The following is an 18262-nucleotide window of genomic DNA, read 5'->3' as shown; positions in this document are numbered from 1 at the left end:
GCTATATACATTATTTAGGTTAGGTGATGGTTTATTTGCTGAAATTTGCTGTTTTTTTGAAACCCTATAAAAAGGAAACGATTCTTGGGCCTCTGTTTAAATTGATTGAGGCCATCTTGGAACTATTGCTACCTACTATGGTTGCTTTAATGATCAATCATGGCGTAGGTAAAGGAGACACCCATTATGTTTGGCAGATGGGTCTTTTGATGTTACTCATGACTATACTGGGCTTTGGCAGTTCATTAGTGTGTCAGTTTTACGCAGCTCGTGCCTCTCAAGGATTCGGAACTACGCTGCGCAATACGATGTTTAAGCATATTTCATCGTTTTCTTATGCTGACCTCGATAAGTTCGGTACGCCCTCGCTCATTAACCGGATTACGAATGATGTTAATCAGCTCCAAACGGCTGTAGCGATGCTGATTCGTCTGGTCATTCGTGCTCCTTTTATTTGTATCGGGGCTATTATCATGTCAATGATTCTGGATTTCCGCCTGGCTTTGGTGCTGTTGGCGGCTACACCAGTTCTGGCTTTGATCCTATATGTGGTCATTACGAAGGCTTCACCACTGTATCGTCGGTATCAGAAAAAATTGGATAAAATCGCCCTGGTGCTAAGCGAAAATCTTACAGGCGTACGGGTCATACGCGCATTTGCCAAAAGAGGAGCTGAACGAGTTAAATTCAACACTGCTTCAGATGATCTGACTCAGACCGCTATTCGTGTCGGACGTATTTCTGCTTTGCTAAGCCCTGCCACCTTACTGGTGGTAAACGGAGCAATTATTGCAATCCTGTGGATCGGCGGTATCCATATCCAATATGGATCTCTTACACAAGGGGAGATTATTGCCTTTATTAATTACATTACGCAAATTTTACTGGCTCTGATTGTGGTGACCAATTTAATTATTTTGTTCACCAAGGCTGCTACTTCAGCAGCGCGGATTCAGGAGGTCCTAGACACGCAAGCTTCGATTTCCGACACTGCTGCTACTTCTACACCTATAGACAGGGAGGGAACAACTGAGCATGGCGCTGTACCAGCTATCTCTTTTGATCATGTCTCCTTTGGATACAATACGACAGGGCAACTGGCACTTAGCGATGTAGTGGTAAACATCTATCCCGGTGAAACGGTCGGCATCATCGGAGGAACAGGTTCGGGGAAATCTACCTTTGTGAATCTCATTCCCCGCTTCTACGATGTAGTAGAAGGTCGTATAGAGGTTGATGGCATTGACGTACGGCAGTATAAGCTGGAGCAATTGCGGCAGAAAATCGGTATTGTTCCTCAGAAGGCGCTGCTGTTCACTGGAACTATAGCGGATAATATCCGTTGGGGGCATGAACACGCCACCGATGAGGAAGTCGCTCAAGCCGCAGCAATCGCGCAAGCAGATGAGTTCATATCCAACTTGCCGGAGAAATTCGATGCTCCGATCACCCGAGGGGGGCTTAATCTGTCGGGAGGACAAAAGCAGCGACTTACCATTGCCAGAGCTATTGTCGGCAATCCGCAAATTCTCATTTTGGATGACTCCTCAAGCGCACTTGATTTTGCTACCGATGCTGCCCTCCGTAAATCGCTACGGGAAAATAGCACCAGCATGACCGTCCTGCTGGTCTCGCAACGAGTAAGCAGCGTACAGCATGCTGATAAAATAATTGTGTTTGATGAGGGGCGGATTGTCGGTATCGGCACACATGAACAGTTGATGAGCAGCTCAGATGTGTATCAGGAAATTAATCATTCCCAGCTCTCAACACAGGAGGTAGACCAATGAGTGGCAAGGAAACCTGGAGAAGATTGTTAACCTATGTAGGTCGATATAAAAAAACAACATTTTGGGTCATCGTCAGTGCGTTTCTCAGCGTGCTTGCCAGTCTGATCGGACCCTACATGATTGGTCAAGCTATCGACCATATGGTGAATAAGGGAGCAGTGGATTTTAAAGGTATTGCACAGATTTTAGCTGGATTAGGCATTGTATATGTTGTAGGCAGTCTATTTAGCTGGCTGCTCACGTATTTGACGAACCGGATTGCTTTTCAGACCGTAAATGATATGCGGCGGGAGTTATTTGATCATTTTAATATCCTTCCGTTAAGCTTTCATGACACTCATCCGCAAGGAGACAGCATTAGCCGTTTTGTGAATGATATGGATGCTGTGTCGGATGGATTGCTGCAAGGCTTTTCCACACTGATTACCGGGATCATTACGATTATAGGCTCCATTGTACTCATGCTGTATATCAGTCCGATAATGACGTTGGTCGTATTGGTGTCTGCCCCGATCACATACGGTGTGGCACGGTTCATTACTACAAGGTCACAGCGTATGTTCCGCGAACAGGCCAAAATTTTAGGAAGCCTGAATGGTTACGTGGAAGAAATGATTGGCGGACAACGGGTAGTTACCGCTTTTCATTATGAAAACCGCTCGCTTGAGGAATTTTCCGCCAGAAACGAACAATTGTATCAAGCCGGGGTGAAATCGCAGTTTTACGGATCATTGTCCAACCCCTCCACCCGATTGGTAAACAACATGACTTTTTCAGTCACCGCCATGATTGGCTGTATCTCCATTATTTTGGGTGGGATCTCGGTAGGCGGATTGTCGAGCTTTCTGATTTATACTAATTTGTTCGCCAAGCCCTTTAATGAAATTACGGGTGTGCTGACCCAGTTCCAGGCAGCTACGGCTTCTGCTCAGCGCATATTTGCGATTTTAGACTCACCGCCTGAGCAGCCGGAAAAATCGAACGCCATACAGCTGGAGCGCAGCAAAGGCACGATTCTTTTTGATCATGTCAAATTCTCCTATAACCCGGAACGTACGCTCATTACGAACTTTAGTCTGGAGGTTAAGCCAGGCACTCGTGTGGCCATTGTCGGGCAGACCGGAGCTGGTAAAACCACACTCGTCAATCTGCTCATGCGGTTTTACGATGTGGACAGCGGCTCGATATCCATCGACGGGGTGAATATCAACGACATGAGCCGGGACAGCCTGCGGACTAACTTCGGTATGGTGCTTCAAGATACATGGCTGTTCAGCGGGACCATTCGGGATAATATCGCTTACGGAAAGCCGGAGGCCACGGACGAAGAAGTCATCGCGGCTGCAACAGCTGCCAATGCGCATAGCTTCATCAAACGACTGCCTCATGGCTACGATACGGTCATCAGCGGGTCAGGCGACAGCCTGTCGCAAGGCCAAAAACAGCTGCTCACTATCGCGAGAGTGATCCTCGTCGATCCACCTATGCTGATCCTGGATGAAGCGACCAGCAGCATAGACACCCTGACAGAAGCGCGTATCCAAAAAGCATTTATGAAAATGATTGCCGGACGCACCAGCTTTGTGATCGCCCACAGACTATCGACCATCCGTGAAGCGGATTTGATTTTATACATGAAAAACGGCGATGTCGTCGAAAGCGGTACCCATGAGGGACTGCTTGCCAGCGGCGGCCATTATGCCTCGCTCTATAACAGTCAGTTCACTACAGCCTAACACTGCGGGTTGAGGGGAAAAGTCGGTTGCTCTTATGCAATCGGCTTTTTTTGTAGTGACACAGGAAGAAACAAAGAACGCGCATCTCCAGCAAAAGGCCGCCGGATCTTCTCTCGGCAGCCTTTTGGATTATATCTTGCTTATGTAATTCATCGAATGAAACATTCCCTGCCTAGACGAAACAAAACTCAAATGCCAGCGCCCGTAGCGGTTGGATGGTCCATTTGCTCACTTTCCTGAAAATCCCTGCGATACAACCAGCCGATCAAGATAGCAATGGTCGTCATAATCGCAGCCAACAAATACACCTGCACCATACCAAAACGGTCTGCATACCAGCCCATGAATAACAAGGACAGGCCGAAAGCGAGATTGGTAAGCACATCAATTCCCGCCATCACTTTGGGCAGCTGGGCTGCCGGTGCACTGGTTTGCAGCAAGGTACGGCGAATGATACCAGCCATTTGAACAGGTAAGCCTGATACAGCAAAAAGAATAAGTGCAGCAACGGGGATTGTATTCAGCGCAAATACAATTGTAATCAGTACATACACCAGCAACGCTCCGAGCATGTACAAAAAGCTGTTCTTTTGCAATCGCTTGACCAAGCCAACGACAATCAATCCACCCAAAATCGTGCCCGAGAAAAAGGACGCATTCATAAAGCCCCACCAGCTTGCATCCCGATGCAGCACTTGGCTGACGTACGCCAAAATAAATACGCCGAGCCAAGAGACACCCCCAATACTATCCACACTATCGACGATCATCAGAGAACGTATACGACGGTTGTGCCAAATGATTTTCCAGCCTTCCCCAAGCTCTTTCCAATGGGAGCCTTTTTCCTTTCCCTTTGCAGGTTCTACTAGATTTGTCGAGGAATCCGAAGCTTCAAGACTTAATTCCTTCTGATCCAGTGGATCACGGACGAAGGACGTGACAGTTACAGCTACGAGATAACAACAGGATGCGATCACAAGCGTATTCAGGGAACCCAGCCAAGCCACAATAATTCCGCTCAACGCCCAGCCTGCACACTTGACCACCTGATCACTGACCGCTACCATGCCGTTGGCCCGCATTAGCCCTTCACCCGTAGCCAAACGAGGTACAAGCGCATTACGCGCAGGATTGGTCCAGCCATCCAGAAAAGACATACCAAACACCATCACAAAAATAAATAGAAACGACCTCTGCTCAGGTACGATCCACAAATAAAGCAGCAACAGCGTAAAAATGACAAACTGCCCAAACTGGGAAAATAGCAACACGCGCGTCAGCCGAAATCGGCCAAGGACGATCGGTGCAACGAGCCCACTAAGCACTTGGGCAGACAATCGGAACAACGGGATTAAAATAGTCGTCATTAAGGAATTACTTGAACTGAACACCAATACCACTACACTCAGCATGTAGATGATATCTGCTACGTTGGAGATCGTCTGAGACCCCCACAGGTAATAAAAAGAGCGTCTGATCAAAAAAGTTTCCCCCTCTTTGGTACATCGCCGATTTATGTATTTCACAACCAAACCGTCCCTGTTGACATTACAAATCTGTTAAATGTCTGGTTTTTTGTATATTCTACGCACACCCTTAAATTTCCTTCTTTTATCTTAAAAGGAAATCCGGTGTCCAGTATGCTTTCATAGCCTTTTTCAAATCTTATCCAACACAAAAAAGCGCCTATAGCGCTCTTTCCCACCCAGAAACAGGCAATAAAGACCACTAAGGCGCTTCTTAAAATGTTTATTTCGTTAAATCTTCCACGAATTTAGGTAGTACAAACGCCGCTTTGTGTAGACGCGGACTGTAATATCGGGTGTCCATCTCTGGAATTCGGGTCTCGTCTACTTCGAGCGGATCATACTTCTTACTACCCAACGTGAATGTCCAAAGACCACTCGGATAGGTCGGAATGTTCGCACCATACACACGCACAATCGGGAAAATTTCCTTCACATCTTTGTTGACCTTCTGAATCAGGTCTGCCTTGAACCAAGGATTATCCGTTTGCGCAACGAAAATGCCGTCTTCCTTCAACGCTTCAAAAATACCTTGGTAAAACCCGCGCTCGAACAGCGGGGCTGCCGGACCTACCGGCTCCGTCGAATCGACCATAATGACGTCGTATTCATTTTTGTGTTCAATAATGTGCATGTATCCGTCATTGACCAGCACTTCTACATTAGGCTCGTCCAGCTTTCCTGCGATTTCAGGCAAATATTTTTTGGAATATTCAATCACCTTACCGTCGATTTCAACCAATACAGCCTTTTCCACTTCAGGGTGCTTGATGACCTCACGAATAACGCCGCCATCGCCACCGCCCACAACCAAAACTTTTTTCGGATTCGGATGTGTATTCAAGGCCGGATGTGCTACCATTTCGTGATACACAAATTCATCCTTAACCGTTGTCATCACCATGCCATCCAGAACAAGCATATTGCCGAATTCCTCAGTCTCGATCATAGCCAGATCCTGAAAATCTGTTTTCTCAGAGACGTAGGTTTGTTTGATTTTTGCTGTAATGCCGAAAGAGGGAGTCTGCTTCTCCGTAAACCACAAGTCCATCATTCCAACCTTCTTTCTGATCAAAGTATGTGTCCGGCAATCCGGTAGCATAAACGTTGACTTTCCTTATATCAGCAACACGCAAACGCCGAGTTTGCTATATTTATTGTACCAAACGCATTGGAATTTCACACTTTTTGCATTATAAGTGATACCTGAATGGACTGCAAAAGCAATTTGGAGATTTAATCTTGTTTAAAATAGACACGTGTGTGTATCTGATGAATAGACGCTTTCGGATTGACTATACTGAGAACATCAACTATGGAAGGAGGTGGCATGATGACCGATACAACCGGGCGATCCCCCAAGCGTAAACCGCTTTGGCTTCGATGCTTTCAAGGACTGATGTCTCTCACTATTCTGACGGTCATCACCGCCTGCATCCTGCTCGCCTATTTGTACACGACCAGCCTTCCGCTCGCGGATACGGATCGGAATTCACGTCTGCTAGATAGTCAGGGACAAGTCATCGCTACTTTCTCTGCCGGAGGCAAAGAATCCATTCCGGTCCAGCTTGATCACATTTCACCCGATTTAATTGTAGCTACCCTGGCTGTGGAAGATCGGAAGTTTTACGATCATTTTGGCTTTGATTTCAAAGGTCTGGGCCGGGCGGTAATCGTTAATCTGACCCGCTGGGATATGTCGCAAGGGGCCAGCACGCTGACTCAGCAGCTTGCACGCAATCTGTACTTATCTCATGAGAAAACATGGACGCGCAAGGCCAAGGAGGCCATCTATACCGCACAGCTTGAAATGAAGTACACCAAGAATGAGCTGCTGCAAATGTATTTGAACGAAATTTACTATGGTCACGGCGCCTATGGCATTGAAGCGGCTTCGCAAATGTATTTCGGTAAATCTGCAAAGGATCTGGATTTGGCCGAAAGCGCCCTGTTAGCAGGTATTCCGAAAGGACCGACCTACTATTCACCGTATAATCATATGAAAAATGCAAAGGATCGGCAGAAAATTGTACTGGACTCCATGGCGCTCACCGGCAAAATTACTCCGGCCGAAGCCACCAAGGCCTATGAGGAAATGCTGGCCCTGCGGCCCGAGAGCCAGCGCCGGACAGTGGAAGCCGCTCCCTGGTTCCGCGATTACGTCCGCCAGCTGGCGACTCATCAGCTTGGGATTAGCGAAGGGGTGCTTGAGCATGGTGGCCTGAGCATTTATACCACGCTGGACATGCACATGCAGCAAGCAGCCGAGGCGGCTGTAAACGAAGGCATGAAGAGCAGCAACGGACTGGAAACCGCGTTAATCTCCATGGACCCGCGCAACGGACATGTCAAGGCCATGGTCGGCGGAACGAACTATGTCGGGAATCAATATAATCATGCGCTGGCCACAACCCGGCAGCCAGGCTCCGCTTTCAAGCCGATTATGTATCTGAGCGCGTTGGATTCCGGCGAATTGACGAGTACGTCCAAGTTCGAAAGCCGACCGACGTTGTTCCACTACGATAACAATCGCAAGACCTATAAGCCCAAAAATTTTGGAGACAAATATTTGGGTGAAATAGATCTTCGGCGCGCAATTGCGGCGTCCGATAATATCTATGCCGTTAGCACCATTTTGAAGGTGGGAACGGATAAGGTCATGGACCTCGCCAGCAAAATGGGCATTACAAGCGAGCTCAAGCCCGTACCTTCGCTGGCGCTGGGCGTGTCGCCCGTCAGCCCGTTCGAGATGGCCTCGGCCTTCTCGGTCATCGGCAGCGGCGGGCAAAAGGTGGCTCCGGTGGCAGTGCTGCGCATCACCGATGCGGCCGGGCGGTCGTTGTACGAAGCGCCCCAAGCCGCGCCCGTGCAGGTGGTGAAGCCCGCCTCCGCCTACGTCCTCACTCGCCTCATGGAAGGCGTGTTCGAAGAAGGCGGCACTGGCAACCGGGTCGCGAAGCTGATCAAGCGCCCGGTTGCCGGCAAGAGCGGCACGACCAACACCGATGCGTGGATGGTCGGCTTTACCCCTGAGCTGTCCACCGCTGTCTGGGTCGGCTATGACAAGGGCAAGGCCATCAGCACACAGGATGCCCGACGGGCGGCTCCGATTTTTGCGCAATATACGGAGAAAGCGCTGGAGAATGTGCCGCCCAAAATCTTCCCTATCCCTGACGGCGTAGTCAGCGCTTATATTGATCCGGCCAGCGGCAAGCTGGCTGCACCGGACAGCCCGGACAAGCGGCTGGAGGTATTCGTCAGCGGCACGGAGCCAAAGGAGACGCTGTCGGGGCAAGATAATCCACCAGCAGCAACGCCAACTGACCAAGCGGAGCGACAAGCCGAAAAGAAATCGTGGTGGGGCAATTTTAAGCGTTGGTGGATGGATTAATAGCAAAAAAAAGACTGGGAGAACGCGACGAGCGCTCTCTCAGTCTTTTTTTCGCTTCACTTACCTCATTTACCCATTTACCTCTCTTGCCAGTGCCATCAGCCATCATCCCGTTAAGCCCCGCTCTTCCCTAAAGCTGCGCTATTACCAATAACAGCTAAACGACTCAATACGGTTAGTGTCTACACCATAATAAAACCAAAAACGACCACTCCACCGAAAACCCGCTACGGATGTCCTGCCTACAAAGACAGGGTACATCCAGAAACGCTCTCCGTTCGTCAGCCATACAAACGTGTTGCGGAACAAACAACCGAAAATGGCTCCAGGGTCAACCGCATACGCCGAAACCAGCGGCTTCGGTGGCGTAAATTGCGGTGGTGGGGAAGTTGGTGCTTGAGTTTGCTGCCCACCTTGCGGACCGAATGGCCCCTGCGGCGGCGGTGAGAACGGCTGTGGCGAAAATGGCCCTGGGCCTGGTGGCGGACCTATCGGAGATGGGAAGGAATCCTGCATATCAGGAAATTGTGGAATCGAAGGACCTGACGGCGTGAATGGACCCGGAGTACCCGGTTGCGTTCCGAAAGGAACTTGTGGCAGTAAAGACATGTGTTTCACTCCTTGTGTTCTAGGCTGATGTATCCTATGCGGGACATCAGCCCGTGGACTGGGCGAATCCCCATATCGCCGCCAGACTCCGCTATTTCGTGCTTTTACATCAAAAATTCTTATTTCCTGATACGATTAACTCCCTTTCTGAACATGCTCCAGCTCAATTTCATGCACCATTTTAATCTCGACTCGTTTCCTTAGCTCATAATACCGTTCCAGCAATCGGTGCTCAACCCCCAACTGTTCATTCATCCAGCCTATAATAGAGTCATCGTGATGTTCGTTAGACCAGCTAAACAAATCGCTATATAGCTGACCAAATGATTCCTCATTGCTGCGAGCGAACCGGATCGGTCGGGCTGTATAGCTTAGCTTGAGTTCCAACATCTCATATAGCACGTCCAAACGGTATTCCAATACCTGTACATCTTCTTTGGATGCATCGTGGCTTTTTATATCCTGAACGAGCTCCCTAAAGGTTAGCCCTACATGCTGCATAGCAAAATAAGACCACACACAACTACCTGTAGCCGTTCCATGAGCCTCCCAAAACGGATTCCACAGGATAGAGCGAATCGTATCCTTCTGCCCTTCTCCAAACAATGCTATTCCAGCAATAATTCCTGCATTACAATCTACGGAAGCATGTTGCTCTCCCCAATGTACCAATCGCGGAATCATATCTTCAGCAGTGCATTTGAAGCTTAACAGAGGTAAGAATTCATTAAACAAATTCTGATCCAGCGCTTTTTCCAATTCAGCCGCCAGTTGTCCACGATACGGTTCGCATGGAAGCTGTACCAGTCCCAAACAGGCATCCACAGACACAGCTCCATACGGTCCGTTCACCAAAGCGACGAGATCAGCAGCAGCCTCCACATAACCCAAATAACCTAGAGCATACAGCACACCGTCAGGTATATGTTCTGGGGATGCCTGATTTTGAACGTAACGCTCGTACATATCCTGCGCCAAAGTAACATCCCCGCATCTCATGATCGGCTGGAGGAGTAACCCCCTGATATAATGATGGGGATCTTCTACAAAAAGCCTGTATAACTCCCACGCATCCTCCATGGTCCCATATCGGGCAACCACATCCGTATAGGCGGAAATGATGCTGGCGTCCAGCTTCTTGCCTGAGCCGAACATATCAATAAGTCTTGCTGTCGCGTCCATCATCCTGTCTTTCTCCTTTCACGTGTGTGCGTCTTCTTGAAGCACTTCTCTAATGCTGAATATTCCTATTAAAAAAGAGGAAAGATGTTATCATCTACGATCCAGTCTAGGGAGTTGATCTCATGCAAGATTCCAGTCCAAAAATTACAACATTTTTCATGTTCTCTGGTCAAGCAGAAGAAGCCATGCAATTTTATACCTCTGTGTTTAAGCCTTCGGGTATCATGAGCGTTTTTCATCAGGAGGATGGGAACGTGTTACATGCCGTATTCAACCTCAAAGGGCAGACTTTTATGGCTATAGACTATAACCATCAGGACAAACATCCTTTTACCCCAGCTCTATCGCTATTCGTCACTTGTGATTCGGAAGAAGAAATTCATCGTGTGTTTGGTCAGCTATCTCAGGAAGGCCAAGTTTTAATGCCCCTTGAAGCCTCACCCGTAAGCCAACAATTTGGGTGGGTTGAAGATAAATACGGAGTCTCATGGCAATTGAACCTGGCAAAAGACTAAATTTCTTCTCTAAACGATCCAGCAGACTCTAGAAGTCTATGGAAAAACAATAGACCATGCTCCATCTTTTTTTGGTAATATTATGTTTAATAGGTGCCAGTAAAAGGATGTGTGTTTATTGTATAGTGCAGATTGTGAGAAATGTTTTGGTTTATGCTGTGTAGCTTTACCTTATGCAAAATCTGCTGATTTTGCTTTTAATAAGGATGGAGGAACCCCTTGTCAAAACCTAAATGCGGATTATCGTTGTGATATTCATAAGAACCTAAGAAATAAAGGCTTGCGAGGCTGTACGGTATATGATTGCTTTGGAGCAGGTCAAAAAGTTTCCCAAGTTACATACAACGGAAAAAGCTGGCGAGACGATCCGGCAATAGCTGAGGAAATGTTCAATATATTTCCCATCATGCAACAGCTTCATGAAATGCTTTATTACCTAAAAGAAGCCCTTAACTTAAAAGAAACTCATCCCATCTATACAGACTTACAAAAAGCCATGGCGAAAACCGAGCAGCTTACGAATCAAGATCCAAAATCACTCATAGATCTTCATGTACCAACCCATAGGGCGTTAGTCAATGATTTACTTTTACAGACAAGTGAGTTAGTACGAGAAAAAGTTAAGAAAAACATAGAGCACAATAAATATAGTAAAAAAATCAGGAGTAGAGACCTTATCGGGGCCAATTTGAGAGGCGCTAATCTTAGAGGTACCAACCTGAGAGGAGTTTTACTGATTGCTGCTGATCTGCGAGAAGCTGATCTAAGAATGACCGACCTTATCGGTGCGGATTTTAGAGACGCTGATTTAAGTGGAGCTAATCTGGAAGGAAGTATTTTTCTTACACAAGCGCAATTAAATTCGGCTAAGGGCAATTGTAAAACCAAACTGCCCCCTTCTCTAAGTATTCCCGGCCATTGGCTGCATTAGTTTTTTTCTAAAGAAACATTGCTTACCTACATGAAAAAGAAATAGACCGCCCCCCCACAAAGGTAACGGTCTATTGTTGGACCCTAATGCCTTCGTTCAGAAATCCCCCTAACCTCCTACTTAAGGCTGCATACTGCTCTGCATTGGTGTCCGAAAATGCTTCTTCCCGGTTGGACCGTACATCCTGATACTGAGGAAGGCTTGAAAATTGCGACCTCGTAAAATCTATAATGTCCTCACCAATGCGGTTGTAATAATGCCAGCCACTATCCAGCCAAGTCCTCAAAATATCGCCGCCAAGCCTGTCCTGAACGACAAGCGCTGTGACACCACATTGTCCAGCCGCAGGATTATTTACTGTCCATTTAGAGCTAGACTCCAAAGACCAAGCTTGAAACAACGCCTTTTCTAATTCTAAAAAACGGTTTGCATTCAACATGCGCCTCCCCTTTCAATTCCATTCTGCACTTATGGTGAACGTGCTTTATTTATTTCAACCCGTATTCCACACTCTGTGAATCTTGGCTTCTGCTTTCTTCAGTTCTAGCAAATATATGTCGGGATTCGAAAGTTTTTTCCACTCCTCAAAACCAAACTGCGGATCGTAATGTCGAATGAGAAGAGATAATAAAGCTCCATGAGTTACAATGATAACCGTTTTCTCCGCCCGCTCTATAAGCTCCTGGACAAGCTGGATTCCTCGATCTGCTGCTTCACGAGATGATTCTCCTCCCTCCAGCTTCAAGTCCTCGTCCAAATACGTCTGCTCCAGCACGTCCAGCCAATGATCCAGATGCTCACAGCTAAGTACACGTTCCTGAAGACGTGGATCAGTATATACCTGCAACTGTCTACGCTCAGCCAAGGGCTGAATGGTTCGCACAGCCCGTTTCCATGGGCTGGACACTATATATTCCACACCTACATTCTCCATAAAATCAGCCAACTGCTCAGCTTGTCGGGTACCTTCATCGGTGAGTCGGGCATCTGGTTCCTGTCCGGTTGCTTGGGCATGTCTGACAAAGTAAATTTTCTTCACATCATCGCTCCTAACCGTCACACAAATGTAGTATTCCTCATATTTACAAATAATTATTTTTATGTTATAATATAGGTTTACATATTTAGATTTCATGATACGATTCCTTTGTATTACATCAACTCTTATGGGAGGGATTCGATGCAATTAGACAAGGGAATACACATACTTCAGGTTTCTGCTAACATCATGGGAAGTATAGAGAGTATTTACCCTACCTTAATGTGGGACGAAGATAACATGATTTTAGTCGATACGGCTTACCCCGGGCAACTCTCACTTTTACATGAGGCTATTCTAGGCACCGGATTAGCAATCCATAAACTTACCTCCATATTAATAACACACCAGGATCTTGATCATATCGGCAGTTTAGCAGATATAATCCGGGCTTCCTCATCCCCAGTTCAAGTATTAGCCAGTTCTATCGAAAAGCCTTATATACAGGGAGAACAACAGCTTATAAAGCTGACTCCAGAAGCAATAGATCAAGCTGTAAGCGCCATGCCCGAATCCGTTCCGGTAGAGTGGAGACACGCATTCCGGCGTACACTTGAAAATCCCCCAAAGGCTATTGTAAACTCCACCATCGTTGCCGGAGAGGAATTACCCTTCTGTGGGGGGATCGTAGTTATAGATACTGCTGGACATACACCAGGACACCTAAGTTTCTATCATAAATTCAGTCAAACCCTGATTGCAGGAGATGCTCTACGCTTGGTAAGCGGCAAATTATTGGCTCCAGACCCGCAATACTGCTGTAATTTCAATATGGCCAAAGAATCTCTTAAAAACCTGCTGCCATATGATATTAAAAAAGTGATTTGCTTTCATGGAGGGCTGTACGAAGGCAATTGTAATCAGCGGATATCTGAAATATGTGAATCCTAGCTTTTGATCACATGGTCATACCCGATCCTTGACCGGTCAGTGAATCATCTAAAGAAAAGACTAACCAGGAATTCCTGGTTAGTCTTTTCTGAATGAGAACTAGGCTTTTAAGTGTACTCTTAATACGGGTACTTCTGAAGAGGCAGATGTTCCTTCCAAGATTTCCACATGACTGATCATCTCTTGCCCGTCTGGAACGATTACCGGAGTAATTACAGGCAATCCACCCTGTTGAATCGCGTCTAGATCAAATTCCATCAGTAATTGCCCTGCTTTAATGTTATCTCCTGTTTGAACGTGAGGATTAAACCCTTGTCCTTTGAGGGAAACTGTATTAATCCCGACATGTATCAAGATTTGTACACCGGATTCATGCTCAATGATCAGAGCATGCTTACTTTTCTCCATCACGTGGACGACTTTACCCGTAAAAGGAGCAGTCACTTTACCTTCAGTCGGATGAATAGCGATGCCTTCCCCCATAGCCTTCGTAGAAAACGCAGGATCTGGAACCTCTTCAAGGGAAACCACTTTTCCTTTGATTGGTGCTACCATGTCGAATTCTTCAATACGAGGAGCCGCCTTCTTTTTCAACCATTTAAACATAACGATGCCACCTTATTTAGAGAGTACATTCATAAACAGTGAATAGGACTTAACTACACCTTTTAAGGAACCGGTTCCACAAAAGAATAAAAAGAAGAGTGGAAGCGATTTCTATCTGAATTATAGTGAGTGCCTTTCCAGAATGTCAAGATGCTCTCCGTTTCTAAAATCACTCCAATTAAAGATACAGAAACATTTTATAGCGAGCATACTTTACATCCTTTCACTAAAATTGCATAATGATCAGTTGTAAAGTATGCACATTCATATTATATACTTACCTAAAGGAGAGTGTAATTTATGAGTGAACCCTGTGTTCCGTCTGGCGTGGTCCTAAAAGACACTGGCTTTGGATATACGTTGTCCTTAATAAGCGGTAAATATAAAATGATCATTATATATTGGCTTTTTGAAAATAAGGTTATGCGACATAACGAGCTGAAGCGAAGTATCGGTACCATTTCCTTCAAAACACTAAGCATCATGTTAAAAGAGCTAGAGGCAGATGGACTTATCATACGCAAGGAATTCCCCCAAATACCTCCAAAGGTTGAATATTCATTATCTGAACGCGGTCTTTCTCTCATTCCATTGTTAAATATGATGTGCGAGTGGGGAGAGGAAAATGGTTTGCCAGCTCTGGAGGACGGACGGCAATAGGCAATTCCTATTACAGGCTGTCAATAAAATTCAAATAATCTCGTGCGCTTTTCTCCAATTCGCTTTCGGACGTACCCATCTCATTTTCGCCAGACTGTTTTTCTGTACCATAAAACGCAAAGAACGAACGGTAATTTGCATTGCAATATAGGAAGGTTGTTTCAAAAGGAGATAATAGCTGCTCAAGTGTATAGCGATATCTTCCTTCTTCACTATAATCTTCTTTTTTACTTCCGGCAGATACTGCTAAAGCAACCTTACGATTCTTTAATTTGTCACCTCCATTTGAACCATGAGCCCAACCATAAGCAAAAACATCGTCAAGCCATTTTTTTAGGAGAGGCGGACTGTTAAACCAATAAACAGGAAACTGTAAAATAAGATTGCTATGTGATTCAATGAAGTGCTGCTCTTTTTCCACATCAATGTTCCCGTCAGGGTAAACCTTATGCAATTCGTGGATAGTATACTTTTCTGGATATTTTTTGAGCTCTTCTACCCATCGCCTATTTATGACAGATGCCTCGATGCTTGGATGTGTAACGATAACAAGAGTTTTCAAAGAATTGTCCTCCTTAAGTATTATTTATTTTTGAGTATAAAGTGAGCGCTACAAATATGTAAGTATGCACTTTCAGGACAACTACTTACTAAAAGGTTAGTGTCAACTCAGATAAATAAAAAAAGCAGCCCACAGAAGTGGCTGCTTTTTTACAATATTATTGCTGCGTTAACGCTGGGCCTATCCTTCCAGCGCCTGCTTCAATTCCTCAGGCGAAGCGTCCCACCATTCCTCGTTATGCGAAATTAGCAGGCTTCTAAGCGCTGCTCTATCTTCGCTGCCGAGATCATCCAGCATGAAACGACGCTTGAGCGCGTAATCCATACGGTTGACGTGATCGGCGAGGATTTTCCAGCCGCGTTTGGCTTCGTCGTCAATCAGCATCTCGCAGGCGGTGGCACCGCCGTACATACGTCCTTCGGACGTACGATCCACGGCTACCCATACGAGCCATACCTGGCGTCCGTTCGGTACATCCTCTTTATTCGTAGAGAACTTGATACCACGTTCTACTTTACTTTTGGCATGCATGGCACCGATATCAATTTTCGCCTCTCCTCGGTCAATAATGACCGGGGACATGCTGTTCAGGTCGATTGAGCCTGCGCCGAAACCCTTATGTTTGCTCTTGCCACTGACAATGTTCAGTGCAATCTGTTTTTTGCCGTCCGGCTGATTTTCACTCATGCGTCACTAGACCTCCATTTTCCGTCTTCACACTCATTCTACACTATAAATATTTTAACTAATAATCTCCTGAAAGCAAACATATACATGCTGTAGATGCTTGTCAACGGGAGGTATCCATTGTATGACCCCAGCACGCACTAAAATCGTTTTATTGTCTACACTAGCCCTCGGTCTCCTCGCAGGGACGTTATGGTTTGCCTGGCAGCCCCAATCGCAATCCGACCCGCAGTCCATAGGCCAACCACTATACGGCTCCCTGTCTGAGTCTGCGCTTGTCCCAAATATGGGCAAGCCTCTAGGGGCAAACATCCTGCCTGACCTGCCCAAGAACCCTCCACAGCCCGCTACAGAAATCCTCAGCAAACGGGTGGTAGAGTACCACATTGATGTGTCTCTGGAAAAAGGACAGGTTTTGCGAGGCACTGAGACCCTGACCTGGAAGCACCCGGGCAAGAAAACCGTGAATGATCTGTATCTTCATCTATACCCGAATGCCTTCTCTTCCATGGAAACCACCTTTATGAAGGAATCCGGTGGAAAGCTGCGTGGAGACACCATGCCCAAAGACGGCTTTGGCTCTATGACGCTGACTGAACTAAAAACAGAAGACGGTTTATCTCTCATGCACCGCATCCAATATGTGCAGCCAGATGACGGTAACGCAGGCGACCGTTCGCTCATGAAGGTGCGTCTACCCAAGCCGGTACGAGGTGGCGAAGAAATTACATTATATATGAAGTTTGAGGTAAAACTGCCCGCCATCTTCGCTCGTATGGGTGCGACAGATGATTTTGTAATGGCAGGACAGTGGTTCCCGAAGCTCAGCGTCTACGAGACTGCAGGGCAGCGTGGACGCGCCGAAGAGGGCTGGAACCTCCACCAGTATCATGGTAACTCCGAGTTTTATGCCGATTTTGGAATTTACAGCGTACGGATTCGGGTGCCTGAAACTCATATCGTAGCAGCGACCGGATTTCCCACCCGTGGTGCCGTCCGACAGAACGGCCAAAAAATATATCAATTTTATGCCGATGATGTACACGATTTTGCCTGGTCCGCTTCACCCAACTTTGTAACCGTAGAAGAACCCTTTTCTTCTGCTGAAGTCCCTGGTGTCAAAATCAAGCTCTACCTTGACCCGTCGCACAAGGAGCTCAAAGGGCGCTATATGAGCGCCGCGAAGGCCGCCCTTTCGTACTACAGCAAATGGTACGGGCCTTATCCATATTCCACCCTATCCATCGTGGTTCCACCCAAATCAGGCAATGGAGCCGGCGGTATGGAGTATCCGACACTCATCACAGCCGCTGCTGCGGGTAATCTGAATCCTGGCTATAGTCTGGAACGAACATTAGTTCATGAGATTGGACATCAATATTTCTACGGAATGGTAGCCAATAACGAATTTGAGGAGCCGTGGCTGGATGAAGGCTTCACCTCCTATGCAGAGGAGCGGCTTATGGAGCAAGAATATGGGCTTAGCCCCAACTTGCCATTACAATCGGGACAGGTAGCCTCCCCACAGCCGCTCAACCGCGAGTCATGGAAGTACGGCTCGGCTACTGAGTACGCGCAAAATGCCTACTCTCGAGGCAAGCTGGTACTACGGGGCATTGAACGTCAGGTGGGTATGAAAAAAATGGATCGGATTATGCGGACCTACGTCCAGACGTACCGATTTAAGCATCCGTCCTCCCAGGATTTTCAACGTATCGTGGAGAGAGTCACCGGACGCTCATGGAGCCACTATTTTGAACAGTATGTATATGACGGCCAGATGGCGGACTTTTCGGTGGATCATATCACGAACCACAAGCTGGAGAACGGATATGAAGCCGTCGTGACGGTCAGCAAAAAAGGGGCGGATTATCCCAAGATCCCTGTCCAATTTACCTTCAAGGATGGTACTACGATATTCAAGGCTTGGGACGGCGCGGGCAAAAGCACAACTTTTCGGATCAAAAGTACTTCTCCCGTTTCCTATGTAACCCTTGATCCTCTATATACCATTGCACTGGAGAATAAGCATATTAACAATAGCCTAAAGGCCGAATTGGACGAAAAGCAACAAACCCGTTGGAATGTAAGTGTAACCAAGCTGTTAGAAACACTGCTTGGAAGTCTGTCATGGTGA

17 protein-coding genes are annotated in these 18262 nt (G+C 46.7%); 8 read left to right on the top strand and 9 right to left on the bottom strand.

The features are described from left to right. The first annotated feature begins 35 nt into the window (after nt 1-35). Nucleotides 36-1790 carry an ABC transporter ATP-binding protein gene (locus KAI37_RS00635; RefSeq protein ID WP_071559511.1) on the top strand — a complete coding sequence of 585 codons (1755 nt, stop codon included), beginning with the start codon at nt 36-38 and terminating at the stop codon, nt 1788-1790. Beyond that, nucleotides 1787-3526: an ABC transporter ATP-binding protein gene (locus KAI37_RS00630; RefSeq protein ID WP_220030545.1), complete on the top strand. Its 1740-nt coding sequence runs from the start codon at nt 1787-1789 to the stop codon at nt 3524-3526. The genes KAI37_RS00635 and KAI37_RS00630 overlap by 4 nt, the downstream gene beginning before the upstream one ends. A gap of 188 nt (nt 3527-3714) precedes the next feature. Here the strand turns inward: KAI37_RS00630 and KAI37_RS00625 are convergent, their stop codons facing one another. Together KAI37_RS00625 and speE are read right to left on the bottom strand one after the other, a co-directional pair. Further along, nucleotides 3715-5007 carry an MFS transporter gene (locus tag KAI37_RS00625; protein WP_071639058.1) on the bottom strand — a complete coding sequence of 431 codons (1293 nt, stop codon included), beginning with the start codon at nt 5005-5007 and terminating at the stop codon, nt 3715-3717. Between the two features lie 268 nt (nt 5008-5275). After that, nucleotides 5276-6103: a polyamine aminopropyltransferase gene (gene speE / locus KAI37_RS00620; RefSeq protein WP_053324352.1), complete on the bottom strand. Its 828-nt coding sequence runs from the start codon at nt 6101-6103 to the stop codon at nt 5276-5278. Between the two features lie 282 nt (nt 6104-6385). Here speE and KAI37_RS00615 point away from each other — a divergent pair, with 282 nt between their 5' ends. Beyond that, a complete protein-coding gene (locus KAI37_RS00615) occupies nt 6386-8443 on the top strand; it encodes a transglycosylase domain-containing protein (RefSeq protein ID WP_220031420.1) in 2058 nt (685 codons plus the stop codon). 144 nt (nt 8444-8587) lie between these two features. Here the strand turns inward: KAI37_RS00615 and KAI37_RS00610 are convergent, their stop codons facing one another. Both KAI37_RS00610 and KAI37_RS00605 read right to left on the bottom strand, forming a co-directional pair. Further along, entirely contained in the window at nt 8588-9052 is a 465-nt protein-coding gene (locus KAI37_RS00610) for a hypothetical protein (protein ID WP_028542587.1), read from the bottom strand. A gap of 135 nt (nt 9053-9187) precedes the next feature. Continuing rightward, on the bottom strand, nt 9188-10237 hold the full coding sequence (locus tag KAI37_RS00605) for a hypothetical protein (protein WP_076294633.1): 1050 nt from the start codon (nt 10235-10237) through the stop codon (nt 9188-9190). A 119-nt stretch (nt 10238-10356) separates the two neighbouring features. On the opposite strand from KAI37_RS00605, the gene KAI37_RS00600 reads away from it, so the two are divergent. Both KAI37_RS00600 and KAI37_RS00595 read left to right on the top strand, forming a co-directional pair. Beyond that, nucleotides 10357-10749 carry a VOC family protein gene (locus tag KAI37_RS00600; RefSeq protein ID WP_220030544.1) on the top strand — a complete coding sequence of 131 codons (393 nt, stop codon included), beginning with the start codon at nt 10357-10359 and terminating at the stop codon, nt 10747-10749. A 118-nt stretch (nt 10750-10867) separates the two neighbouring features. After that, the gene (locus KAI37_RS00595; protein ID WP_220030543.1) at nt 10868-11680 is read left to right on the top strand and encodes a pentapeptide repeat-containing protein; all 813 of its coding nucleotides are present in this window, start codon (nt 10868-10870) and stop codon (nt 11678-11680) included. A 70-nt stretch (nt 11681-11750) separates the two neighbouring features. Here KAI37_RS00595 and KAI37_RS00590 read toward each other — a convergent pair whose 3' ends face one another. Next, nucleotides 11751-12116 carry a YunG family protein gene (locus KAI37_RS00590; RefSeq protein ID WP_220031419.1) on the bottom strand — a complete coding sequence of 122 codons (366 nt, stop codon included), beginning with the start codon at nt 12114-12116 and terminating at the stop codon, nt 11751-11753. A 57-nt stretch (nt 12117-12173) separates the two neighbouring features. After that, the gene (locus tag KAI37_RS00585; RefSeq protein WP_076294632.1) at nt 12174-12719 is read right to left on the bottom strand and encodes a histidine phosphatase family protein; all 546 of its coding nucleotides are present in this window, start codon (nt 12717-12719) and stop codon (nt 12174-12176) included. Between the two features lie 141 nt (nt 12720-12860). Here KAI37_RS00585 and KAI37_RS00580 point away from each other — a divergent pair, with 141 nt between their 5' ends. Continuing rightward, nucleotides 12861-13610, top strand: coding sequence for an MBL fold metallo-hydrolase (locus KAI37_RS00580; RefSeq protein ID WP_071639051.1), 750 nt, complete (start codon nt 12861-12863; stop codon nt 13608-13610). A 99-nt stretch (nt 13611-13709) separates the two neighbouring features. Here the strand turns inward: KAI37_RS00580 and KAI37_RS00575 are convergent, their stop codons facing one another. After that, nucleotides 13710-14216: a PTS sugar transporter subunit IIA gene (locus tag KAI37_RS00575; RefSeq protein WP_025723771.1), complete on the bottom strand. Its 507-nt coding sequence runs from the start codon at nt 14214-14216 to the stop codon at nt 13710-13712. Nucleotides 14217-14516: 300 nt separating this feature from the next. Between KAI37_RS00575 and KAI37_RS00570 the strand changes: the two genes are divergently transcribed. Further along, nucleotides 14517-14876 (top strand): winged helix-turn-helix transcriptional regulator, encoded by a 360-nt coding sequence (locus KAI37_RS00570; RefSeq protein WP_071639050.1) that lies wholly within the window; start codon nt 14517-14519, stop codon nt 14874-14876. A 10-nt stretch (nt 14877-14886) separates the two neighbouring features. On the opposite strand, the gene KAI37_RS00565 is transcribed toward KAI37_RS00570, so the two are convergent. Together KAI37_RS00565 and KAI37_RS00560 are read right to left on the bottom strand one after the other, a co-directional pair. Further along, nucleotides 14887-15438: an NAD(P)H-dependent oxidoreductase gene (locus KAI37_RS00565; protein ID WP_220030542.1), complete on the bottom strand. Its 552-nt coding sequence runs from the start codon at nt 15436-15438 to the stop codon at nt 14887-14889. A 180-nt stretch (nt 15439-15618) separates the two neighbouring features. Beyond that, nucleotides 15619-16125: a YwhD family protein gene (locus KAI37_RS00560; RefSeq protein WP_220030541.1), complete on the bottom strand. Its 507-nt coding sequence runs from the start codon at nt 16123-16125 to the stop codon at nt 15619-15621. A gap of 124 nt (nt 16126-16249) precedes the next feature. On the opposite strand from KAI37_RS00560, the gene KAI37_RS00555 reads away from it, so the two are divergent. Further along, nucleotides 16250-18262, top strand: coding sequence for a M1 family metallopeptidase (locus KAI37_RS00555; protein WP_076294629.1), 2013 nt, complete (start codon nt 16250-16252; stop codon nt 18260-18262).

The organism is Paenibacillus sp. S25 (genome assembly GCF_019454085.1).
Lineage (GTDB): Bacteria > Bacillota > Bacilli > Paenibacillales > Paenibacillaceae > Paenibacillus > Paenibacillus polymyxa_B.
The sequence above is the reverse complement of the archived record's forward strand: the minus strand, read 5'-3'. Positions and strand labels throughout refer to the sequence as shown.